Source organism: Kitasatospora sp. NBC_01250, assembly GCF_036226465.1.
In the GTDB taxonomy this organism is placed as follows: domain Bacteria; phylum Actinomycetota; class Actinomycetes; order Streptomycetales; family Streptomycetaceae; genus Kitasatospora.
Genome location: NZ_CP108476.1, coordinates 1,425,567 through 1,448,653 on the forward strand (window position 1 = coordinate 1,425,567; position 23,087 = coordinate 1,448,653).

Here is a 23,087-nt window from a genome sequence, read left to right on the forward strand (position 1 = left end):
GGCGATTCCCAGCCTTCCCGCGTGGATGCCCGTAAGACGCTGTCAGCCGCGGAGCCGGTCACGGACCCAGGCGTGGAACGCGCCGATGTGGTGCTCGCTCGGCACCAGCACACCGCCGGTCCGGTAGGCGCGCGAGTCCATGGCGGGCTGGCAGCGCTCGCACGCCTCGAAGTCCTGGAGGTTGACCCGGTGGAACAGCTCCACCGAGCGGGAGACGTCGCGGCCCGCCTCGACGACGTCCTTGAGGAAGAGCCAGTCGCACTCCACGACGGTGCGGTCGGCGGCGAGCGGGAACATCCGGTGCACGATGACATGGTCGGGCACCAGGTTGACGAACACCTGCGGCTTGACCGTGATCGCGTAGTACCTGCGGTCCTGGTCCTCGGAGACGGTCGGGATCCGGTCCACGCCCGCGCTGCCGTCGACGGTGAAACCCTCGGCGTCGTCGGCGAACTCGGCGCCGTGGCCCACGTAGTACTGCGCCGCGTAGCCTCCGGCGAACTCGGGTAGCACATCGGTCAGTTCGGGGTGGATGGTGGCACAGTGGTAGCACTCCATGAAGTTCTCGACGATCAGCTTCCAGTTGGCTCCCACCTCGTAGCGGATCCGGCGGCCGACCGCGAGCTCCTCGGTCCGGTAGCGCTCGATCGCCTCGGGATCGCCCAGGCGCTGCGTCGCGGCGCCGATCACGTCGGCCTCGAAGGACGGCGGCTCGTCGGCCAGGCAGACCCACACATAGCCGAGCCACTCGCGCACGTGCACCGGGACCAGGCCGTAGGTGGTGCGGTCGACGTCCGGCATGCTGGTGAGGTTGGGCGCGGCGACGAGCTTGCCGTCCAGGCCGTAGGTCCAGGCATGGTAGGGACATTGGAAGTTCCGCTTGACCTCGCCCTGCTCCTCGGTGCAGAGCCGCGCGCCGCGGTGGCGGCAGATGTTGAGGAAGGCCCTGACGCTGTCGTCCCGGGACCGGGTGACCAGCACGCTCTCCCGGCCGACCTGCACGGTCCGGAAGCTGCCCGGCTTGTCCAGGTCACTCGCGCGCACGGCGCAGAACCACATCGGCTCGAATATCTTCTCCTGCTCCAGCGCGAAGGTCTGCGGGTCGGTGTAGGAGGAGCCCGGGAGAGTGCGGATCAGGCTCGGCGGGAGCTCGCTCGCGGTCACGGCGGTAGGCCTTTCGTCGGAGGAAGGCACGGCTGGAGATGGATCCGGATGACGGCCCCGGTCCGCCCGACACCTGTTCAGCGGCGGATGCGGGCCATCTTCGGGTCGAACAGCGGCTCCTGCGTGACGGTTGCGGGCAGCCGCTCGCCGAAGTACTCGACCTCCACCCTGCGGCCGGGGTCGGCGGCGGCGCGCGGCAGCCACGCGTAGGCGATGGAGGCGCCGATGCTGTACCCGTAGGCGGCGCTGGTGACGTACCCCGCGGGAGCGCCGTCGACGTACACCGGTTCCTTGCCCATGACGACGGCCCGCGGGTCGTCCAGCAGGAGGCAGACGAGCCTGCGCGCCACCGTCTCCTCGGTCGTGCCGAGCAGCGCGTCGCGGCCGAGGAAGTCCCCCTTGTCCATGCGCACGGCGAAGCCGAGCCCGGCTTCATAGGGGTTGTGCTCGGCGGTCAGGTCGGTGCCCCAGGAGCGGTAGCCCTTCTCCAGGCGAAGACTGTTGAAGGCGCTGCGTCCGGCGGCGACGATGCCGAGCGATTGTCCGGCCTCCCACAGGGTGTCCCAGAGCTTCTGCCCGTTGTCGGCCGTGGTGTACAACTCCCAGCCGAGTTCGCCGACGTAGGACAGCCGCATCGCGGTGACCGGCACATTGTCCAGGTACGCCTGCTTCGCCCTGAAGTAGCCGAAGCCCTGGTGCGAGAAGTCCGCGTCGGTGAGCGGCTGGACCAGGTCACGGGCGAGCGGTCCCCACAGGCCGATGCAGCAGGTGCCGGCGGTGGTGTCGCGGACCTGGACCGAACCGTTTGACGGGAGACGGCGGATGAGCCAGTCGAGGTCGAGGTTGCCGTTGGCACCGAGCTGCCAGCGTTCGCCGCAGCCGCGGCCCGGGCCCAGCCTGGCCACCGTCAGGTCGCTGCGCACCCCACCGGTCTCGTCCAGCAGCAGGGTGTAGGTGACGGAGCCGACCGGCTTGTCGAGCTGATTCGTCGTCAGGTACTGCAGGAACGCCTGCGCGCCGGGGCCGGTGACCTCCAGGCGCTTGAGCGCCGTCATGTCGTACATCGCGACGCGCTCGCGGGTGGCCAGGGCCTCGGCGCCGGCGATCGGGGACCAGTAGCGGGAGGCCCAGGCGCCGCGCCCGGGGATGCCGGCGACCTCGGGCAGCGCCTGGTTGGCCTCGTACCAATGCGGGCGCTCCCAGCCGGAGGCCTCCAGGAAGAAGGCGCCCAGGTCCCGCTGGCGCGCGTGGAAGGGACTGACCCGCAGCGGGCGGGGGTCCTCCATCGGCTGCAGCGGGTGGATGATGTCGTACACCTCGACGAAGTTCTGGCAGCCGCGCCGGTGCACGTAGGCGGGGGCGAGCTGCCCCGGCTCGAAGCGGTTGAGATCGCACTCGTGCACATCGGTGCGCGGGGTGCCTTCGACCAGCCACTGCGCCATCGCCCGTGCCACACCCGCGGAGTGGGTCACCCACACCGCCTCGGCGACCCAGAAGCCGCGCAGCTCGGGCGCCTCGCCCAGGAGGGGGAAGCCGTCGGGGGTGAAGGAGAAGATGCCGTTGAAGCCCTCGTCCACCCTGGCCCGGGCGAGCGCGGGCAGCAGCGCCTGCGAATCGGCCCAGGGCTGCTCGAAGTCCTCCTTCGTGAAGGGCAGCATCGAGGGCATGACCGGACCACCGGGGGCGGGCACCTCGCCGAGATCGACGGGCATCGGGCGGTGCGCGTAGGAGCCGATGCCGATGCGGTCACCGTGCTCGCGGTAGTACAGGTCGCGGTCCTGGTGGCGCAGGATCGGCTTGGAGGCTTCCAGCTCCCCGGTGTTGCAGCCGGCCAGCGCCGGAACCGGGCTGGTCCTGGCGTACTGGTGGGCCAGCGGAACGAGCGGGACGGCGAGCCCGGCCATCCGGCCGATCCTCGGCCCCCAGAACCCGGCGCAGGAGACGACCACGTCGGCCGGGAAGCTGCCCTGATCGGTGACGACGGCGGTGACCCTGCCGTTCGCGGACCCGATCCCGGTGACCGTGTGGTGCGCCATGAACCGCGCGCCGCGCCCGATCGCACGCCGGGCCTGCGCCTCGCCGGCGCGCACCGCCTTGGCGAGGCCGTCGGTGGGCACGTGGAAGCCGCCCAGGATCCGGTCGCGGTCCAGCAGCGGGTGCAGGGCGACGCACTGCCCGGGGTCGAGCAGTGCGCCCGGCACCCCCCAGGAGGCGGCCAGCCCGTGCTTGCGGGTCAGCTCGGCGAGCCGCTCGGGGGTGGTGGCCACCTCGAGTCCGCCGAGCTGCTGGAAGCACCACTGGCCGTCGAGGGTCAGGGCGGAGTACTTGCGGACGGTGTAGGAGGCGAACTCGGTCATGGTCCTGGAGGAGTTGGTCTGGAAGACCAGTCCCGGCGCGTGCGAGCTCGACCCTCCGGTGGCGAACAGGGGTCCCTGCTCGAGCACCGTGACGTCGGTCCAGCCGCGCGCGGTGAGTTCGTCGCTCAGCGCGCAGCCGACGATGCCGGCACCGACGATCACGACCCTCGGTTGAACTGTCAAAGCATCCGTCCCCTCGGGAGGTGGCTGCGGCGGCTGAGCCCGACAGTACGAGTTGCACATTACGCATCTGCTTGCGCGATGAGAAACAGGGTCGGGCCCACATCACAAGCTGTCAAGACCCGCCGCCGGGCCCGGCCGTATGCCATCCGAGCAGCCTCCCTTGACAGGGATATGGGGCCCTTCCATACTCGCCGACAAGTTGCGCATGGAGACAAACGTCTCGTATCGCGCAACTCGCGAGAAAGGCGGCTCCTGTGCCCCCATCCCTCGACCCGGCCTGCCTGCTGATCGACGGCGCCTGGACGCCGGCCGAGGACGGCCGACAGCGAGCGGTCGTCAATCCCTTCGACTCCTCGACCCTGGCAGGGGTCGCCGAGGCGTCCGAAGCCGACACCGACCGCGCGGTCCGCGCCGCCCGGTCCGCCTTCGACGAGGGCTCCTGGGCCCGCGCGCCGTCCGCGCACCGCGCGGGCGTGCTCACCGCCACCGCCGACGCGCTCCAGTCGCAGCGGGAACAGCTGGCGCGGCTGGAGACGCTCGACACGGGCAAGACCCTGGCCGAGAGCCGGATGGACGTCGACGACGCCACCGCCGTCCTGCGCTACTACGCGGCGCTGGTGACCTCGGACGCCGGCCGGACGATCGACACCGGGCGGCCGGACGCGATCAGCCGGGTGGTCCACGAGCCCGTGGGCGTCTGCGCACTGATCACACCGTGGAACTACCCGCTGCTGCAGATCGTCTGGAAGCTCGCTCCCGCCCTGGCGGCCGGCAACACCGTGGTGGCGAAGCCCAGCGAGGTCACACCGCTGACCACGATCCGTCTCTTCCGGCTGCTCCAGGCGGAGTTGGAGCAGGCCGGCGCGCCGGGCGGAACAGCGAACCTGGTCCTGGGCGGTGGCGCGGTCGGCGCCGCACTCGCCCGGCATCCCGCGGTCGACCTGGTCTCCTTCACCGGCGGCCTGGCCACCGGTCGCTCGGTGATGCGGGCGGCGGCCGACACGGTCAAGAAGGTCGCCCTGGAACTCGGGGGCAAGAACCCCAACATCGTCTTCGCCGATGCCGACCTCGACGCGGCCCTCGACTTCGCGCTCACCGCCGCCTTCCTGCACTCCGGCCAGGTCTGCTCGGCCGGCTCGCGACTGCTGCTGCACCGCAGCCTGCACGCCGACTTCACCGCCGAGCTCGCCCGCCGAGCCGACCTCATCCGGCTCGGCGACGGGCTCGACAAGGGCACCGAGACCGGCCCGCTGGTCTCCGCCGAGCACCGCCGGAAGGTCGAGGACCACATCGCGGGCGCCCTCGCCGCGGGCGCCGTGCTCCGCGCCGGCGGCAGCCGGCCCACCGAGCCCGAGCTCCAGGCGGGATTCTTCCTGCGGCCCACCGTCCTGGACGGCTGCCACCCGGGCATGGCGGTGGTCCGCGAGGAGGTGTTCGGCCCCGTCCTCACCGTCGAACTCTTCGACGACGAGGACGAGGTGGTGGCCCTGGCCAACGACACCCCGTACGGTCTGGCGGGCGCCGTGTGGACGCAGGACACCGGACGCGGCGAGCGCGTCGCATCCCGGCTCCGGCTCGGCACCGTCTGGATCAACGACTACCACCCGTACGTGCCGCAGGCCGAATGGGGCGGCTTCAAGCAGTCCGGCACCGGCCGCGAACTCGGCCCGTCCGGCCTGCGCGAGTACCAGGAGTCCAAGCACATCTGGCGCACCATCACCCCCGCCGCCCAGCACTGGTTCGGTGGCTGACGCGGCATCACTGCACTCCCCCGGCCGCCACGTCCGCACCTGCCGACTCCACCCGGTCCGCGCCGCAAGCACGTCCCCCGACCCCCTTGCCTGCCACTGGAGCGACCATGAGCAACCCGGGAACCACCAGGACCACCGCGCCCCCACCCACCAACGACTCCACCGACCTCGCGCGCTTCGGCTACCAGCAGGAACTCCAGCGCTCCCTCGGTTCCTTCTCCAGCTTCGCCGCGGGCTTCAGCTACATCTCGATCATGACCGGCGTGTTCCAGCTCTTCGGCTTCGGCTTCGCCTCCGGCGGCCCGGCCTTCGTCTGGACCTGGCCGCTGGTCTTCATCGGCCAGGGGGCCGTCGCCCTCTGCTTCGCCGAGATGGCAGGCCAGTTCCCACTGGCCGGTGGCGTGTACCAGTGGTCGAAACAGATCGCGCGACCGGTCGCCTCGTGGATGGCCGGCTGGATCATGACCATCGGCGCGATCGTCACCGCGGCCGCCGTCGCCGTCGCGTACCAGGTCATCCTGCCGCAGGTCTCGCTGGCCTTCCAGGTCGTCGGCGGCGCCGCCGACGCCGGAGTGACGACCACGCCGAACGGCGCGCAGAACGCGATCGTCCTCGCCCTGGGCCTGGTCGTGTTCACCACGATCGTCAACATCGTGGGCGTCCGCCTGATGGCGAAGATCAACAACCTGGGCGTCGCCGTCGAGCTCATCGGCGTCACCCTGCTCATCATCATGCTCGCGGTGCACATCAAGCGCGGCCCACAGGTCGTCCTGCACACCGCGGGCACCGGTGCCGGTCACTCGTGGGGCTACCTGGGCGCCTTCCTGGTGGCGTCGATCATGAGCGCGTACGTCTTCTACGGCTTCGACACGGCCGGCATGCTGGCCGAGGAGACCACCGAGCCGCGCCGCCACGCCCCCCGGGCGATCCTGCGGGCCGTCACCGCCGCCTTCCTGGCCGGCGGGCTGCTCATGCTCGTCGGGATGATGGCGGTCGGCAACATCAACGCCTCGGAGCTCGGCACGCTCGGCATGCCCTACCTGGTCAAGTCCACCCTCGGCACCGGCCTGGGCGACGCCTTCCTGATCTGCTCGGCGATCGCCATCACGGTCTGCTGCCTCGCCGTGCAGACCGCCGCCATCCGACTGCTCTTCTCCATGGCCCGCGACGGACGCCTCCCCTTCGGCGCCGCGCTGGCCAAGGTCTCCCCCAGGTCCAGCACCCCGGTCGCGCCGGCTGTCGTCACCGGCGTGCTGACCATCGCCCTGCTGCTCGTCAACATCGGCAACCAGCGGGTCTTCTACATCCTCACCTCGGTCGCCATCATCCTCTTCTACCTGCCCTACCTGCTGGTCACCGCCCCGATGCTGCTGCGCCGCCTGCGGGGCCGGTGGCCGCGCGCGGACCACGGCCCGTACTTCTCCCTGGGCCGCTGGGGTCTGGTCGTGAACATCGTGGCCGTCGGCTACGGCGTGGCCATGACCGTCAATCTGGCGTGGCCGCGAGCCGCCGTCTACGGCGACGACCACTGGTACTACACGTGGGGCGCCATCGTCTTCACCGCGGTGGTCTCGGCCGTCGGCGGCCTGCTGTACCTGCGCTACGGCAGCCGCGGCGGCACACCGCAGCACACCGCCGCCGAGCCGGTGACGAACGATGGCCTGGCGACCGAGGCCTGACGATCCGTCAAGTACCGTGCCGACAGGACGGCCCCGGGACCACCCTGTGCCCCGTTCCGCCGGCCACCCGACGGCCGACTACTCCAGGCGGAGATAGCCCAGCCGGGCCGAGACCTCCTCCGCCGCGGACCGGACCGCGGCAGCCACCTCGGGAATGCGGTGCTCGGTCAGCCGGAAGGACGGCCCGGAGGCGCTGATGGCCGCCACCACCTGCCCGTTGTGCGCCCGCACGGGCGCCGCGACGGCATTGAGTCCCGGCTCCAACTCCTCGACGCAGTAGGCGAAGCCGTCCGTGACGGCCAGCTTCAGCTGCGCGAGCAGGGCACCGGGATCGGTCACGGTGCGCGGAGTGTAGCGCTCCAGGGGGGCGGCGGTCCTTGCCTTCAGCGCCTCCTCGGGCAGGTACGCCATGAGCACCTTTCCGCTGGACGTCGCGTGCAGCGGCGTGCGCTGACCGACCCAGTTGTGCGTGGTCAGAGCCGATGGGCCGAACACCTGGTCGATGTTGACGGCCTCGTTGCCGTCGAGGATCGCCACGTTGATCGTCTCCGCGACCTGGACGGCCAGCCGCTCGCAGACCGGACGGCTCTGCTGGGACAGGTCCATCCGGACCGTGGCGGCGCCGGCCAGCCGGACCAGGCCCAGGCCCAGGCGGTACTTGCCGCGCTCCCCCGGCTGCTCGACCAGGCCGCGCATCTCCAGGGCGGCGGCGAGGCGGAAGGCCGTCGACTTGTGCACACCGAGCTCCACCGCGAGTTCGGTGACACCCGTCTCACCACGGCGGGCGAGGATCTCCAGGATGGCCACGGCCCGGTCGACGGACTGCACCGGGGACTCCGCCCGCCGCGAGGGGCCCGGCCCCCCAGGGGACCCACCGTTCTGACTGTTGCTCATAGCGCAACATTATGCACAGCTTCCCGCCGATGGCATTCGTCCCCTTGACAAGCCCTCAGCAGCTCGAAAGCATGTTGCGTAATCCGAATCGTGTTGTGCAATACGATACACCTCGAGCGGATTCGAGGTTCCGAAGCTGGAGGCTCCCATGATCACGGTGTGCCGGATCGACGAACTGCCGCCCGGCGAAGCGCTCCGAGTGACGACAGGCGTACCGGCGCCGATCGCCGTCTTCAACGCCGACGGGACCCTGTACGCCGTCGACGACACCTGCACCCACCAGGACGCCTCGCTCGCCGACGGCTGGTTGGCTGGCTGCTTCGTCGAATGTCCCCTGCACGCGGCCTCCTTCGACCTCCGCACCGGCCGACCGACGTCTCCGCCGGCCAAGTCGGCGCTGCGGACGCACCGGGTCACGGTGGAGGACGGATGCGTCGTCCTGCACGTCACGGTCGGCGAGCCGGCATGACGTCCATCGCCGTGGTCGGCGGCTCACTGGCCGGCCTGAGCACCGTCCGCGGGCTGCGCGCCGAGGGCTACGACGGCTCGATCACCGTCATCGGCGAGGAACGCCACCCCCCGTACGACCGGCCGCCGCTGTCCAAGGGGGCTTCCTCAAGGGCGGCCTGGAGGCCGGCGCGCTCGCGCTCGGCAGCTCCCCGTCTACCGGCGCCACGGGCATGACGTCGCCGTGCTCGCCGTCGACCAGCCCAAGCTCTTCAACCGGCTGCGCCGCACGCTCACGCCGATTCCCGCTGCCACGGCGCCGATCGGGGCTTAGAGGAGGCCCACCCCGAACGGATCCGTGCGGGCCGCGGGAGCTCGGTGCGGATCAGGTGTTCCCGCGGTGGCGGTAGAACTCGGTGTGGTCCGGTTCGAGGGGAGTGTTGCCGAGGATGAGGTCGGCGGCCTTCTCGGCGAGCATCATGACGGGGGCGTAGATGTTGCCGTTGGTCACGTACGGCATCGCGGACGCGTCGACCACATGCAGCCCGTCCAGGCCGTGGACCCCCAGGGTGGCCGGGTCGAGGACCGACATCTCGTCCGTGCCCATCCTGGCGGTGCACGAGGGGTGCAGGGCGGTCTCGCCGTCCTCGGCGACCCACTGCAGGATCTCCTCGTCGGTCTCGACCTGCGGTCCGGGCGAGATCTCGCCGTCGCTGAACTCGGCGAAGGCGGGCTGCCCGAGGATCCTGCGGGTGACCCGGATCGCCTCGACCCATTCCCGGCGGTCCTGAGCGGTGGAGAGGTAGTTGAACCTGAGAGCCGGGTGCTCGCGCGGGTCCGTCGACCTGATCTTCACCGAACCCCGGGCGTCGGAGTACATCGGGCCGATGTGCACCTGGTACCCGTGCCCGCCGGCCGGTGCGGAGCCGTCGTAGCGCACCGCGATCGGCAGGAAGTGGAACATCAGGTTGGGGTAGTCGACGTCCTCGTTGCTGCGGACGAAGCCGCCGCCCTCGAAGTGGTTGGTCGCGCCCGGGCCCGAGCGCAGGAAGAGCCACTGCGCGCCGATGAACGGGCGCCGCCACAGCTTCATGGCGGGCTGCACGGACACCGGCTGCTTGCACGCGTGCTGGACGTACACCTCGAGGTGGTCCTGCAGGTTCTCACCGACGCCGGGCAGGTGCTGGACGGCGTCGATGCCGAGCGCGCCCAGCTCCGCCGCGTTGCCGACGCCGGAGAGCTGCAGCAGCTGCGGGGAGTTGACGGCGCCGCCGGAGAGGATCACCTTGCCTCCCCGCACGCGGTGCGTGGTGCCTCCTCGGCGGTACTCCACACCGACCGCGCGCCTGCCCTCGAAGAGGACACGACCGACGTGGGCGCGGGTCTGCAGGTCGAGGTTGCGGCGGCCGAGCACCGGGTGCAGGTAGGCGCGGGCGGCGCTGAGCCGGCGCCCGCGGCGCAGGTTGCGGTCGAAGGGGGCGAAGCCCTCCTGGCGGTAGCCGTTGACGTCGTCCGTGAGCGGGTAGCCGGCCTGCTGGACCGCCTCGAAGAACGCGGAGAACAAGGGGTTGGCGACCGGCCCGCGCTCCAGGACGAGGGGGCCGTCGTGCCCGCGGAAACCTCGGCCGTCGGCGGCCGGGCCGCCGGCTTCCCGGTCGGCGAGGCAGTTCTCCATGCGCTTGAAGTAGGGGAGGCAGTGGGCGTAGTCCCAGTCCTTCATGCCGGCGTCGGCGCCCCAACGCTCGTAGTCGAGCGGGTTGCCGCGCTGGAAGATCATGCCGTTGATGCTGCTGGAGCCACCGAGGACCTTGCCCCGGGCGTGGTAGATCTTCCGCCCGTTCATGAAGGGCTCCGGCTCGGACTCGTACTTCCAGTCGTAGAACCGGCTGCCGATCGGGAAGGTCAGGGCGGCCGGCATGTGGATGAAGACGTCCCAGGGGTAGTCCGGCCGGCCCGCCTCCAGCACCAGCACCCGGTTGGCCGGGTCCGCGCTGAGCCGGGCCGCGAGCGCGCAGCCTGCCGACCCTCCGCCGACGATGATGAAGTCGTACTGCTTCAAGGCCATGGTGTCCTGCCATTGCTCTCGGGGCGGTGACGCCGTCTGCGCAAGTCTGGCGAGGTTGCTGCGGGTTGCAGTGGGGGGGTTCCGGCGGGTTCGCGAGGGCACGGTGACGCGCGGCGCCCGTCGTTGCCGCTGAACAGCAAGTTTCTTCACAAGAAACTGTGTTCACAGTGCGCAACAGTTTCGGGACCTACTCGGGGATCGTCAAGGCCCCCTGCCATCCTCTGGTCAATCTGTTGTGTTAGACGCAACAGTGTGCGTAGTCTGAAACACCGCTGAGGAGGTGAGTCACCCACGGCGCACAGCGAGGATCTGCTCCTGACGCCGATTCCCCAGAGACCGACGCCGTCTCTCCCCAGGAGTCCCGCGATGTCCCACCAGCTGCCCGAGCACCCCGACCGGCTGTGGCGCACCCCCGACCCCAAGCGCTCCTACGACGTGGTCATCGTCGGGGCGGGCGGCCACGGGCTGGCCACCGCCTACTACCTCGCCCGCAACCACGGGATCACCAACGTCGCCGTGCTGGAACGCGGTTGGCTCGCCGGCGGCAACATGGCCCGGAACACCACCATCATCCGGTCCAACTACCTCTGCGAGGAGAGCGCGGCGCTGTACGAGCACGCGCTGAAGCTCTGGGAGGTGCTGCCGCAGGAGCTGGAGTACGACTTCCTGTTCAGCCAGCGCGGCGTGCTCAACCTCGCCCACACCCTGCAGGACGTCCGTGAGGGCACTCGCCGGGTCAACGCCAACCGGCTCGGCGGGGTCGACGCCGAGTGGCTGGACGCCGACCAGGTGCGCGAGTTCTGCCCGATCGTCAACACCTCCCCCGACGTGCGCTACCCGGTGCTCGGCGCGACGCTGCAGCCCCGGGCCGGCATCGCCAAGCACGACCACGTCGCCTGGGCGCTGGCGCGCAAGGCGGACGAGTACGGCGTCGACCTGATCCAGGGCTGCGAGGTGACCGGATTCCTGCGCGAGGGCGACCGCGTCGTCGGCGTGCGGACCAGCCGGGGACCGATCGGCGCGGGGCGGGTCGCACTGGCCGCCGCCGGGCACAGCAGCGTCCTGGCCGACCTGGCCGGACTGCGGCTCCCGGTGCAGAGCCACCCCCTGCAGGCGCTCGTCTCCGAGCTGCTGGAACCCGTGCACCCCACCGTGGTGATGTCCAACCACGTGCACGTGTACGTGAGCCAGGCCCACAAGGGCGAGCTGGTCATGGGCGCGGGCGTGGATCCCTACAACGGCTACGGCCAGCGCGGCTCCTTCCACCAGATCGAGCATCAGATGGCCGCGGCGCTCGAACTGTTCCCGGTCTTCGCCCGGGCGCACGTGCTGCGCACCTGGGGCGGCATCGTCGACGTCACCCCCGACGCCTCGCCGATCATCGGCCCGACGCCGATCGAGAACCTCTTCCTCAACTGCGGCTGGGGCACCGGCGGCTTCAAGGCGACGCCCGCCTCCGGCTGGGTGTACGCGCACACCATCGCCACCGGCGAGCCGCACCCGCTGAACGCACCCTTCGGGCTGGAGCGGTTCACCACCGGCGCACTGATCGACGAGCACGGCGCCGCCGCCGTTGCGCACTGACCGCACTGACCGGAGGACCACGCATGCTGCTGATCGCCTGTCCCTGGTGCGGCGAACGGGACGAGCTCGAGTTCCACTACGGCGGCCAGGCCCATGTCGCCTACCCGGCGGACCCCGAGGGCCTGTCCGACGCCGAGTGGGGCGAGTACCTGTTCGTGCGCGACAACACCAAGGGCCCCTTCGCGGAACGCTGGTCGCACGCCGCCGGCTGCCGGCGCTGGTTCAACGTCGTCCGACACACCGTCACCCACCAGATCCTGGCCGTGCCGAGCGATCGCCCGACGGCCGCCGGCCGGCCGAAGCCGGTGACCGCATGACGCAGCCCCGGCGTCTCCCCCGCGGCGGACGGGTCGACCGCTCCGCTCCCCTGCGCTTCACCTTCGACGGCGTGGCGTACACCGGCCTGCGCGGCGACACGCTCGCCTCCGCCCTGCTCGCCAACGGCGTGCTGCGGGTCGGTCCCAGCCTCCACCGCGGGCGGCCGCGCGGCATCAGCACCGCAGGCGTGGAGGAGCCGAGCGCCCTCGTCCAGGTCGACGGGCCCTGCTCGGAGCCGATGCTCCTCGCGACCACGATCGAGCTGTACGAGGGCCTCTCGGCGGTCGGCCTCGCGGGCCTCGGCCGCCTCGACCCGAGGCCCGACGAAGCCGTCCACGACAAGATGCACATCCACACCGACGTCCTGGTCGTCGGCGGCGGCCCGGCCGGACTCGCCGCGGCCCTCGCGGCCGGGCGTTGCGGCGCCCGCGTCGTCCTGGTCGACGACCAGCCGGAACTCGGTGGATCCCTGCTCGCGGGGCGGGAGTCGATCGACGGCCGCCCGGCGCTCGACTGGGTGGCGGACGCCCGTGCGGAGCTCACCGCGCAGAGCGACACCCGGATCCTCACCAGGTCCACGGCGATCGGCTACCACGACCACAACTACCTGCTCGTCGCCGAGCACCGCACCGACCACCTCGGCCCGCACCCCGTCCCCGGCGTCTCCCGGCAGCGTCTGTGGCACATCCGGGCCCGCCGGGTGGTCCTGGCGACCGGCGCCCACGAGCGGCCGATGGTCTTCGCCGGCAACGACCGACCGGGCGTCATGTCCGCCGCCGCCGTGCGCGCCTACGTGAACCGGTACGCCGTGCTCCCCGGCCGCCGGGCCGTGGTCCTCACCACCAATGACCACGCCTACGCCACCGCGCTCGACCTGGTCGCGGCCGGGGCCCGGGTGGCGGCACTGGTCGACACCCGGCCGGAGCCGCCCGCCGATCTCGTCGCCTCCGCGCGCGGTGCCGGGATCGAGGTCCGCACCGGATCGGCCGTGGTCGGCACCCGGGGTCACGATCGTCTGTCGGCGGTCCGCATCGCCGAGCTCGATGCCGACGACGCGATCAGCGGCCCGGTCCGCGAGGTGGCCTGCGACCTGCTCGCCGTCTCGGGCGGCTGGAACCCGGCCGTCCATCTGTGGAGCCAGTCCCAGGGCACGACCCGCTACGAGGACGACCTGGCGGCGTTCGTCCCCGCGCAGGCCGCACAGAACGTCGTCAGCGTCGGAGCCGCCCTGGGCGTCCTCGACCTCGCCGGGTGCCTCGGCGGCGCCTTCGCCGCCGGGGTCGAGGCAGCCGACCTGGCAGGCTTCCCCACCAGCGTGCCCTCGGTGCCGCCCAGTTCCGGCGACCTCCCGCCGGCCCGGCCGCGGCCGGTGTGGCTCGTGCCCGGCGAGACGGGCGACCCCTCCGAGTGGCACGACCACTTCGTCGACCTGCAGCGGGACGCCACGGTCGCGGACGTGCAGCGCGCGATCCGAGCCGGTATGCGCTCCGTCGAGCACATCAAGCGCTACACCACCATCGGCACCGCGCACGACCAGGGCAAGGCGTCCGGAGTGAGCGCCACCGGCGTCATCGCCCGGCTGCTCGGCGCCCGCTCGCCGGGCGAGGTGGGCACCACCACCTACCGCGGCCCGTACGTACCCGTCTCCTTCGCGCTGCTCGCCGGGCGTGAACGCGGCGCCCTCTTCGACCCGGTGCGCACCACCGCGATCCATCCCTGGCACGTCGAGCACGGCGCGGTCTTCGAGAACGTCGGCCAGTGGAAGCGCCCCTGGTACTACCCGCGGCCCGGGGAGTCCATGGCGGCGGCCGTGGAGCGCGAGTGCCGCGCGGCCCGCGAAGGCGTCGCCGTCATGGACGCCAGCACCCTCGGCAAGATCGACGTCATCGGGCCCGACGCGGGCGAGTTCCTGAACCGTGTCTACACCAACGCCTTCGCCAAGCTGGCCGTCAACTCCGCGCGGTACGGGGTGATGTGCCGGGCGGACGGCATGGTCCTCGACGACGGCGTGACCCTGCGCCTGGCAGCCGACCACTACATCATGACGACCACGACCGGGAACGCCGCGGGCGTCCTGGACTGGCTGGAGGAGTGGTCGCAGACCGAATGGCCCGAGCTGCGCGTGCGGTTCACCTCGGTGACCGAGCAGTGGGCCACGGTCGCGGTCGTCGGCCCCCGATCGCGCGAGGTCGTCGCAGCCCTGGCCCCGGACCTGGACGTGTCGAACGACGCCTTCCCCTTCATGACGGCCCGTGAGACCCGCCTCGCGAGCGGCGTGGCGGCCCGGATCTGCCGCATCTCCTTCTCCGGCGAGCTGGCCTTCGAGATCAACGTCGCCGGCTGGTACGGCCTCGCCACCTGGGAGTCCGTCATCCGGGCCGGCGCACCGCTGGGCATCACCCCGTACGGCACCGAGACCATGCACGTGCTGCGCGCCGAGAAGGGCTACCCCGTCATCGGCCAGGACACCGACGGCACGGTCACCCCGCAGGACCTCGGCATGGAGTGGGTCGTCTCCCAGCGGAAGCCCTTCATCGGCAAGCGTTCCTTCCGCCGTGCCGACACCGCGCGCGGCGACCGCAGGCAGCTGGTCGGCCTGCTGCCCGTGGATCCCGCCGTGCTGCTACCGGAGGGCGCGCAGCTGGTGGCGGACGCCGAGGTGTCACCGCCCACCAGGGCGCTGGGGCACGTCACCTCCAGCTACCGCAGCGCGGCGCTCGGTCGCACCTTCGCCCTGGCACTCGTCGTCGGCGGGCGGGAGCGGCTGGGCGAGAGGGTCTACGCGCCGCTGCCCGACGGCGTGGTCGCCGCGACCATCACCGACCCCGTCCTCTACGACCCGAAGGGGACCCGCCGTGACGGCTGACACCCACCGGCGCAGCCCACTCGGGCACCTCGCCGACGTCCTCGCGGCGCACTCGACCGGCGGAGAGCGGGGAGTCCGGTTGCGCGAGGTGCCCTTCCTCGCGCAACTCGACCTCCAGCTCAACCCGCACGGGCCGGCCGCCATGGGGGCGCCCCCGGCCGGAGGCTGGGGGAGGATCGCCGCGGCGCTGGGCTCGCCACTGCCGACCGCCCCGAACACCGTCATCGAGGCGGGAAGCCTCCAGGTCCTCTGGCTGGGCCCGCAGGAGTGGCTCGTGCTGGGCCCCGACGGCTCCGCGGGCGCCACCGCCGACCTGCTGCGGGCGGCGCTGGCGGACGAGCCCGGATCGGTCGTGGACGTCTCCGCCAACCGCACCACCCTCGAACTGTCCGGTCCCGCCGCCCGCCAGGTCCTGGAGAAGGGCTGCTCGCTCGACCTGCACCCCCGCGCCTTCGGGCCGGGCCGCTGTGCACAGACGCTGCTCGGCAAGATCCAGGTGATCCTCCACCAGGTCGACGCGGAGCCGACCTACCGGCTACTCGTGCGGGGGTCGTTCGCGCAGTACCTGACGGACTGGCTCCTCGACGCGATGGAGGAGTACCGCCACCCCCGGCTCACACCCTGAACGGGTCCGGGCGTCGTGCGGGAACCCGCTCTGTCATACCCGCATGCCGGGTTCACCGCAGTCGCGCCGGCACCTCACAGTCCTGCGCCGCGTGTGTCGGTGCAGCCGGGACGTCAGCGGGACGTCACAGTGCCACAGGCTCATCGTGCCCGGGGCAGCTCAACGGGTGCGGCAGGTCGTTCGGGTCATCCGGGCAGCCCTCGGTGTTCCGGCTCGGATCGGCCTCGGCATCCCGGCGGTCCAGAGCCGCTGCGGTCGCGGGGTACCTGGCGCGGAGCCGGTCCCGGAGGGACTGGGCAGGCCTGCCGGCTGCCGATCCCGCGTCGAGTTCCGCCCCCGGGCCGGGGAGCACGACTCCGGGTGCACGCAGCTGCGTCAGCTCCGCTTCCAGCTCGGCGACACGGGCCTCGAGTCGCTGCACGTCTCGGGTCGCATCCTTGCATCCCTCCTGGTTGCGCCTGGCGACGAGTGTGAGGGTGTCCACCCGGTCCGCGAAGGCGTCGCGTTCGGCTGCGATCGACTGCACGACCTGGCCGGCGACGACTGCGGCAATCCAGTCGACCCACTCGTTGATGCACTCGGTGCCCGGGTCGCCGATCAGCTCGACATCCTGCAGGCCGTTGAGCATGGCCGGGCGGATGGTGTCGGCGATGCGCTGCTGCGGGCCGGGCTGCTCGGTCACAGCTGCTCCTCGATGACGATTCGGACGGCTTCGCCGACCGCTCTGGTGCGGATGGTGCCGGGGAACCGATCTTCCCATGCGCCGGCTGTCCATTCGACGCGGGCGAGCCTGCCCGGCCGTGCGGTCGACGCTCGTCCTTGCCCGCCCAACGGCACACTCGGTCAGCGGCCGCCGTGTCTGTGACGGTTTCTCCACCTCTCGCGGTACGGGCCGAGGCCGAGCTTCGCCGGACCGCCCACGCCGCCGGCCGGCTCCCTGCAGCCCCCACCCCAGCACGCCTGGTCGGCACGGGTCGGGACGCAGGCACCGCCGTCCGGGGTCAGCGGGTGATCGAAATCGCGAAGGGGACGAATCCGCTGGACCGGATCACGTGGGGTACGAACAGGATCGCGGCCTCCGTGGCGCGGGCGGTCCGGATCCCGCCGAGGTCGGTGATCCACTCCTTGCGCCAGCCGAGGTCGGTGAGGAGTTCGCGGACGGTCTGCTTGGCCCTGGGGTCCTCGCCGGAGAGGAACACCGTGGGCGTCTGGGCGAGCGTGGCCGGCGCGGTCATCACCGGGAAGAGCATGGTGTTGAGTGTCTTGACAACGTGTGTTTCGGGGAGCGCTTCCTGGAGTTGCTCGGCGAGGCTCGAGCCGGGGTAGATCAGGTCGGCGGGCAGTCCGTCCGGTCCGTCGACGGTGGCGTTGGAGACGTCGACGAGGATCTTGTCGCGCAGTTCGTCGCGCAGCGCGGCGAGCCGGTCCAGGGAGCCGGCGCCCGGGGTGGCGTTGATGACGATCCGGGCTGTTCGGGCGGCGTCGGCGGCGGCGCCCGGCGCGCGGTCCGCCACGGTCACCTCATGTCCTGCCCGGGTGAGGGCGGTGGCCAGGTTGCCGCCGACGCGGCCGTTTCCGAGAACGGCGATCGTGGTCATGATGATCTGGTCCTTCCGTGCGTGCGGGTTTGCGGGTGTGGTGCAGAGTCAGCGTGAAAGCGTGGCGACGGCCTCGGCGTGGACGCCGGGCGCGGTGGCCAGGAAGCTTTCGCTCTGCGGGGTCCAGGGGCGGCCCTCGGCGTCGGAGATCCGTCCGCCGGCCTCGCTGACGAGGAGCGCGCCGGGCAGCAGGTCCGCCCGGGCGCCGGCGAACTGCCAGAAGGCGTCGAGCCGGCCGGCGGCCACGTTCAGCAGGTGCAGGGTCGCGGGTACGGCGACGCGGACGACGAGCGCGTCGAAGAGCATCGCGGTGATCGAGGAGCCGACGCGCCGCACGACCTTCTCGGCCTCGTCCGGCCGGGCCTGACTGGTGGCCACGATGCTCAGGCCGAGGTCCGCGGTCCGGGAGACGCTCAGCGGCCGGCCGTCGAGGTGGGCGCCCGCGCCGGTGAGCGCGGTGTAGGTCTCGCCGGTCAACGGCAGGTGGACCACGGTGAGCACCGGCCGGTTGTCGCGCACGAGGGTGGCGGTCACCGCCCACTCCGGCAGGGCGTGCAGGTGGTTGACGTTGCCTTCAGCCGGATCCACGACCCACCACTCGCCGGCCGGCAGCGCCCCGCCGTCCAGCTCGTCCTCCACCCAGCCGGCGTCCGGGCGAAGGCTCGTGAGGCGGGGGCGCAGGATGCCGAGGGCCGTGTCGTCGTTGGCCGCGAGCGCGCTCATCAGCTCTTCGCGGGTCCGGTAGGGGACCACCTCGCCGTACCGCTCGCGCAGTGCCGAACCGGCCTCACGCACGGCGGCCGCGGTCCGGTCGAGCAGGTCGGCGTCGGAGACGGAGACGGAGACGGTGACGGTGACGGTGCCGGTGCCGGTGACGTCAGTGCTCTGAAGCGTTTCGGACATGGTGGAACTCCCGTCTGAACAAAGGGTGGTGAAGAGGATTTCGGGCCAGGACGCGCGTTCCGCCCTGCGCCGTGGTGACGACGCTATCCACCCCCTCCATTAACATCAAATGCATGTCAAGTACGGCTGGGATTACTCCCATGCAATTGGATTTGAATCTGCTCACCGCGCTCGACGCGCTGCTGGAGGAGGGCAGCGTGGCCGGAGCGGCCGCACGACTGCACGTCACCGCCCCCGCGATGAGCCGGAGCCTGGGCCGGATCCGGCGCACGACCGGCGACCAGATCCTGGTGCGCACCGGCCGCGCCATGACCCCGACGCCCTACGCGATCGCCGTCCGGGAGCAGGTGCACGAGCTGCTGCACCAGGTCCGGGGCGTGCTCGCACCGAGCCGTGAACTCGATCCGGCAACCCTGGAACGCACCTTCACACTCCGCTGGCACGATTCCCTGGTCGCCATGAGTGGCCCCACGCTGCTCGCGGCCGTACGCGGACAGGCGGCGGGCGTGCGATTGCGCTTCGTCGCGGAATCGAGCGTCGACACCCCCGAGTTGCGGCGTGGCGAGGTCGATCTGGAGGCGAACGCCAACCGTCCGAGCGCACCCGACATCCGCGCCGAGAAGGTGGGCGAGACCCGCCTCGTCGCCGTCGTGAGGCGCGGACACCCTCTCACCCGCGCCCGAACCGTCACCGCCGAGCGGTACGCCGCCGCCGAACACGTCACCGTCTCGCGACGTGGGAACCTCAGCAACGCGGTCGACGACGCCCTCGCGCGACTCGGCCTCACCCGCCGGGTGGTGGCGGCCGCGCCCACCGAAGCGGCCGCGCTGGAGTTCGCGCGCGGCTCCGACCTCCTGATCAGCGTCCCCGAAATCACCGTACGCACCGCGGCCGCCGGCCTCGGTCTGGTCGTGCTCCCCCTTCCGGTCGAACTGCCCTCGGCACCGGTCTACCTGTCGTGGCATCAGCGCTACGACACCGACCACGCCCACACCTGGCTGCGCGCACTGGCGCGAACCGCACTGGCCACCTGCGGAGCGTCGTAGCCGACGCCGCACGGCCGCGCGTGCGAATGGAACAGCGTTCCACCATGACTTCGAAGAAAACACCATGCCGGCACCGGTCACGCTCATCGGCGCGGGCCTGGGCGGCCTCACCCTCGCGCGCGTCCTGCACGTCCACGGCATCCCCGCCCACCGTCCACGAGGCCGACCTCTCCCCTGGAGGCCAACTACCCTGTTCGGTGGGCTCGGTGGGCGGCGATCAGGTCGCGGTACCAGGCGTACGAGGCCTTGGGCGTGCGCAGCTGCGTCGCGAAGTCGACGTGGACCAGGCCGAAGCGCTGGCTGAACCCCTCGGCCCATTCGAAGTTGTCGAGCAGGGACCAGGTGAAGTAGCCCCGCACGTCCACGCCTTCGGCGATCGCTGCGGCGAGGGCGTCGAGGTGGCCGGCCAGGTAGTCGATGCGCGGTTGGTCGGGGATGGTGCCGTCGGGGGCGGGTCGGTCGGCGACGGAGCAGCCGTTCTCGGTGATGGTGATCGGCGGAAGTGCGTCGCCGTACCGGTCCCGCAGGCCGACCAGGAGTTCGCGCAGGCCGTCCGGAACGACCGGCCAGCCGAAGGCGGTTCGGGGCACACCGGTGATCTCGGCCTCGGTGAACGGGAGACCGCCGGGGTCGGTCGGCGCGGCGATCCGGGTCGGGTTGTAGTAGTTGACGCCGAGCCCGTCCAGCCCTGAAGCGGCGATGAGCTCCAAGTCCCCGGGCCGGACACACCCGCCGAGGTCCGGTGACACGCCGTACGCGCTCAGGTCCGGGTAGCGCCCGAGCAGCAGCGGATCGGTGAACAGCCGGTTGTGCAGGACGTCGTACGCGGCGGCGGCCGCCATGTCCGCCGCCGCGTCACTCGCCGGCCACACCGGGCTGAGGTTGTTGGCGATCACCACGGCGTGGCCGCGCTCGTGCAACACCTCGGCCGCCAGAGCGTGCCCGAGCAGCTGATGGTGCGCGACCGGAAGCGCGTCGAGCATCAGCGTGCGCCCCGGAGCGTGGATCCCGAGCGCGTAGCCGTACACCATGTGGACGAAGGGCTCGTTGAGAGTGATCCATGCGGGCACGCGGTCACCGAGCCGGTCGGCGACGATTTCGGTGTACTCGGCGAAGCGGTACGCCGTGTCACGAGCCAACCAGCCGCCGCCCTCCTCAAGGGCCTGCGGCAGGTCCCAGTGGAAGAGCGTCGGCAGCGGGGAGATCCCGACGGCGAGCAGGTCGTCCACAAGCCGATCGTAGAAACCGAGACCGGCCGGATTGGCCGAACCGGCGCCGGTGGGCTGAATCCTGGGCCAGGCGATCGAGAAGCGGTAGCCGTCCAGGCCTAGGTCGCGCATCAACGCCACGTCCTCGGTATGGCGGTGGTAGTGGTCGCAGGCGATCTCGCCGGTGCGACTGTCGCGCACGGCCCCGGGGCGAGCCGTGAACACGTCCCAGATCGACGGCCCACGCCCGTCCTCGTCCACCGCCCCTTCGACCTGGTACGCCGCCGTGGAGGCGCCCCAGCGGAAGGCCACCGGCAGGTCACGTCGATTCGCCATCTCCCCATCCCCTTTCGCAAAATGCGAGGAGACCTCATGTTAGTGGCTCACTCCCGAAACACCAGAGCTGAAACAGCCGTCGGCGACCGAAGGCCGCAAGCAGCAAGGCCCAGGACAGCACCGCCCCGATCCCGCAGCCGCCCGGTCGGCGCGGTGGATCGGATCGGCGAGCCCATGACCGATGGGCCGGATCCTGGGCCAGTCGATCGAAGAGCGGAACCATCGGCCCGAGGCCACGCAGCAACGCCACGTCCTGGCATGGCGATGGTAGTGAGCACAGGCGAGTTCACCCGTGTGGCCATCGTGCACCGCCCATGGCAGCTCCATCGACGAAGATGAGCAGAACTCATGCAAGCAACCCTGCGGCACAGGGCCGAAGATGGGACGGCGATCGGGCCGATCGACCTCCCGCACGGGCCCCAGCCGCGAAGCGGTGCGGACGCCGGGCAGGACGGCGCTTCAGCCGTCGGGGGCGCCCCATGCAGCGGCAGCTGGCCCATAGTTGCACCGGCGGAAGCCGCCCTCGGCTCCCCCGGCTCCCCGGATCGCCGCTGAAAATGAGGATTCCTCACGATGGTGATTCGCCTGCTGCGCACCGGATGCGGCACAGTAGTCGTGCAGGCGGTGAGGACGGGAGCTGGGCAGCACATGAACGAGCGGAACCCGAAGAGCCGGGCACCCCAGGTGAACGGTGAGCCGGCGGCCGGCGGCGTTGCCGGTGCGGCCGTTGAACCGGTGAGCGGTGCGGTCGGGGTGGGCGGCGGCGCGCTGTTCGAGGCGACCGATCCCGAGTTGCGGCGCCGGCCGGTGCAGCAGCGCAGCCAGGAGCGCCTGGAGCGGATCCTGGACGCCTGCGCGGAGTTGCTCGACGAGGTGGGCACGGCCGCGCTGACCACCAAGGAGATCGCGGCCCGCGCCCACGTCCCGATCGGTACGCTCTACCAGTTCTTCACCGGCAAGCAGAGCCTGCTCGCGGCGCTCGCCCGGCGCAACCTGAGGCGGTACCTCGACCGGCTGACCCGGCGGCTGGCCGCGGAGTCCCCGCAGGACATCGGCGGGTTCGTCGACCTGGCGGTCGAGGAGTTCGTGGCGATGAAGCGCGCGGTGCCCGGCTTCGGCGCGCTCGACTTCGGCCTGACCGGTCCCACCCCGCCCGCCCTGGAGAATGTGGAACACCTGCTCGACGGTGCCTTGGACAACAACAGCGCGGTGGCCCAGCTGCTGCATCGGCTCACCACCCAGCACCTGTCCGGCGACGGGCGCGGACCCGGCCCGCTGGCCCTGCGGGTGGCCCTCGAATGCGCGGACGCGGTGCTCAAACTCGCCTTCCAGTACGACCGGGACGGCGATCCCGCACTGATCGCCGAGTGCAAGTCGCTGCTCCGCCGGTACCTGGCCGGCTGATCCCGCCCGGGGCCTTGCCGGGCGCCCCGCCGGGCTTCTCGCCGATCTGCCCGACCGAACTGCACCCCGGACTGCAGGCCGAAACGGAACATGAGTTCGCCGCACGTACGACGAGGCGAGCCCGCGCCCCCCGCAAGGGTCAATTCCCCGGGAAAGGAAACCATTCAGCACTTCGGCCCAATCACGCCTGATTATCGTCCTGGACATGCGAGGCGACGACGAGGCGCACCAAGGCAACGAACACGACGTGCTCACCGGACACGACGAGCACACCGAGCACGCTGACGGCCACGAGCACCACGGTCCCGGGCAGCAGCACGACCACCCGCCCCACCACTGGCCCGTGGTCCCGGTCTGGCCCTACCCGCCGCTCCCCCCGCACCCGTGCCCGCCGCCCCCACCACCGCCACCGTGCCCGCCCGAGCCACCACCGCCTCCCACCCCGCCGCCGCCCCCGAATCCGCCACCACCACCGGTACCACCCTCACCGCCCCCGACGGTCCCTCCGCCACCCACTCCGCCGCCACCCCCGAAACCCCCCGCACCGCCGGCGCCCCATCCCGCCGCCAGCCCGCCACCGGCCGCCCCGGTCACCCACGCCGCGGCCCCTCCCCCTCCCAAGCTGGCCGCACCCAAGCCGGCTGCGCCAAAGCTGGCCG

The 23,087-nt window shown here is 71.5% G+C and carries 19 protein-coding genes and 1 pseudogene; 11 read left to right on the forward strand and 9 right to left on the reverse strand.

Annotation, left to right across the window (positions count from 1 at the left end; translation table 11 throughout):
- Positions 1–42: 42 nt before the first annotated feature.
- Positions 43–1,164, reverse strand: a complete 1,122-nt coding sequence (locus tag OG500_RS06430; RefSeq protein ID WP_329577554.1) for an aromatic ring-hydroxylating oxygenase subunit alpha — start codon at positions 1,162–1,164, stop codon at positions 43–45.
- Positions 1,165–1,241: 77 nt separating this feature from the next.
- Positions 1,242–3,764, reverse strand: coding sequence for a GcvT family protein (locus tag OG500_RS06435; protein ID WP_442907003.1), 2,523 nt, complete (start codon positions 3,762–3,764; stop codon positions 1,242–1,244).
- A 194-nt stretch (positions 3,765–3,958) separates the two neighbouring features.
- On the opposite strand from OG500_RS06435, the gene OG500_RS06440 reads away from it, so the two are divergent.
- Positions 3,959–5,455, forward strand: a complete 1,497-nt coding sequence (locus tag OG500_RS06440; protein ID WP_329577560.1) for an aldehyde dehydrogenase family protein — start codon at positions 3,959–3,961, stop codon at positions 5,453–5,455.
- Positions 5,456–5,562: 107 nt separating this feature from the next.
- Entirely contained in the window at positions 5,563–7,134 is a 1,572-nt protein-coding gene (locus OG500_RS06445; RefSeq protein WP_327065418.1) for an amino acid permease, read from the forward strand.
- 78 nt (positions 7,135–7,212) lie between these two features.
- On the opposite strand, the gene OG500_RS06450 is transcribed toward OG500_RS06445, so the two are convergent.
- Positions 7,213–7,962 (reverse strand): IclR family transcriptional regulator, encoded by a 750-nt coding sequence (locus OG500_RS06450; protein WP_329577563.1) that lies wholly within the window; start codon positions 7,960–7,962, stop codon positions 7,213–7,215.
- Positions 7,963–8,176: 214 nt separating this feature from the next.
- Here OG500_RS06450 and OG500_RS06455 point away from each other — a divergent pair, with 214 nt between their 5' ends.
- Together OG500_RS06455 and OG500_RS38055 are read left to right on the forward strand one after the other, a co-directional pair.
- Positions 8,177–8,497, forward strand: coding sequence for a bifunctional 3-phenylpropionate/cinnamic acid dioxygenase ferredoxin subunit (locus tag OG500_RS06455; RefSeq protein WP_327065420.1), 321 nt, complete (start codon positions 8,177–8,179; stop codon positions 8,495–8,497).
- Positions 8,494–8,712: an FAD-dependent oxidoreductase gene (locus OG500_RS38055; RefSeq protein WP_442907004.1), complete on the forward strand. Its 219-nt coding sequence runs from the start codon at positions 8,494–8,496 to the stop codon at positions 8,710–8,712. The genes OG500_RS06455 and OG500_RS38055 overlap by 4 nt, the downstream gene beginning before the upstream one ends.
- A gap of 148 nt (positions 8,713–8,860) precedes the next feature.
- Here the strand turns inward: OG500_RS38055 and betA are convergent, their stop codons facing one another.
- Entirely contained in the window at positions 8,861–10,540 is a 1,680-nt protein-coding gene (betA, locus tag OG500_RS06465; protein WP_329577567.1) for a choline dehydrogenase, read from the reverse strand.
- A gap of 366 nt (positions 10,541–10,906) precedes the next feature.
- On the opposite strand from betA, the gene OG500_RS06470 reads away from it, so the two are divergent.
- Genes OG500_RS06470 through OG500_RS06485 form a run of 4 tightly spaced genes read left to right on the forward strand, consistent with a single transcriptional unit; the run spans position 10,907 to position 15,933 of the window.
- Positions 10,907–12,124 carry a sarcosine oxidase subunit beta family protein gene (locus tag OG500_RS06470; protein WP_327065422.1) on the forward strand — a complete coding sequence of 406 codons (1,218 nt, stop codon included), beginning with the start codon at positions 10,907–10,909 and terminating at the stop codon, positions 12,122–12,124.
- A gap of 23 nt (positions 12,125–12,147) precedes the next feature.
- Positions 12,148–12,441: a sarcosine oxidase subunit delta gene (locus OG500_RS06475; RefSeq protein WP_327065423.1), complete on the forward strand. Its 294-nt coding sequence runs from the start codon at positions 12,148–12,150 to the stop codon at positions 12,439–12,441.
- On the forward strand, positions 12,438–15,308 hold the full coding sequence (locus OG500_RS06480) for a sarcosine oxidase subunit alpha family protein (RefSeq protein ID WP_329577574.1): 2,871 nt from the start codon (positions 12,438–12,440) through the stop codon (positions 15,306–15,308). The genes OG500_RS06475 and OG500_RS06480 overlap by 4 nt, the downstream gene beginning before the upstream one ends.
- Positions 15,298–15,933, forward strand: a complete 636-nt coding sequence (locus tag OG500_RS06485) for a sarcosine oxidase subunit gamma (RefSeq protein ID WP_329577577.1) — start codon at positions 15,298–15,300, stop codon at positions 15,931–15,933. The genes OG500_RS06480 and OG500_RS06485 overlap by 11 nt, the downstream gene beginning before the upstream one ends.
- Positions 15,934–16,057: 124 nt before the next feature.
- On the opposite strand, the gene OG500_RS06490 is transcribed toward OG500_RS06485, so the two are convergent.
- The 3 genes from OG500_RS06490 to OG500_RS06500 all read right to left on the reverse strand — a co-directional run bounded on the left by OG500_RS06490 (position 16,058) and on the right by OG500_RS06500 (position 18,434).
- A complete protein-coding gene (locus tag OG500_RS06490; protein WP_329577580.1) occupies positions 16,058–16,615 on the reverse strand; it encodes a hypothetical protein in 558 nt (185 codons plus the stop codon).
- Between the two features lie 319 nt (positions 16,616–16,934).
- Positions 16,935–17,531, reverse strand: a complete 597-nt coding sequence (locus OG500_RS06495) for an NADPH-dependent F420 reductase (RefSeq protein WP_329577584.1) — start codon at positions 17,529–17,531, stop codon at positions 16,935–16,937.
- A gap of 48 nt (positions 17,532–17,579) precedes the next feature.
- Entirely contained in the window at positions 17,580–18,434 is an 855-nt protein-coding gene (locus OG500_RS06500; protein ID WP_329577587.1) for a 3'(2'),5'-bisphosphate nucleotidase CysQ, read from the reverse strand.
- A 140-nt stretch (positions 18,435–18,574) separates the two neighbouring features.
- Between OG500_RS06500 and OG500_RS06505 the strand changes: the two genes are divergently transcribed.
- Positions 18,575–19,480: a LysR family transcriptional regulator gene (locus tag OG500_RS06505; protein WP_329577590.1), complete on the forward strand. Its 906-nt coding sequence runs from the start codon at positions 18,575–18,577 to the stop codon at positions 19,478–19,480.
- A gap of 64 nt (positions 19,481–19,544) precedes the next feature.
- Positions 19,545–19,668, forward strand: a pseudogene (locus OG500_RS06510) (FAD-dependent monooxygenase); the annotation flags it as partial.
- Here the strand turns inward: OG500_RS06510 and OG500_RS06515 are convergent.
- Positions 19,666–21,024 (reverse strand): GH1 family beta-glucosidase, encoded by a 1,359-nt coding sequence (locus OG500_RS06515; RefSeq protein WP_329577593.1) that lies wholly within the window; start codon positions 21,022–21,024, stop codon positions 19,666–19,668. The pseudogene OG500_RS06510 and the gene OG500_RS06515 sit on opposite strands and share 3 nt — an antisense overlap.
- Before the next feature lie 648 nt (positions 21,025–21,672).
- On the opposite strand from OG500_RS06515, the gene OG500_RS06520 reads away from it, so the two are divergent.
- The gene (locus OG500_RS06520) at positions 21,673–22,428 is read left to right on the forward strand and encodes a TetR family transcriptional regulator (RefSeq protein ID WP_329577597.1); all 756 of its coding nucleotides are present in this window, start codon (positions 21,673–21,675) and stop codon (positions 22,426–22,428) included.
- Positions 22,429–22,609: 181 nt separating this feature from the next.
- On the opposite strand, the gene OG500_RS06525 is transcribed toward OG500_RS06520, so the two are convergent.
- Positions 22,610–22,753 carry a hypothetical protein gene (locus tag OG500_RS06525; protein ID WP_329577600.1) on the reverse strand — a complete coding sequence of 48 codons (144 nt, stop codon included), beginning with the start codon at positions 22,751–22,753 and terminating at the stop codon, positions 22,610–22,612.
- Between the last annotated feature and the right edge of the window lie 334 nt (positions 22,754–23,087).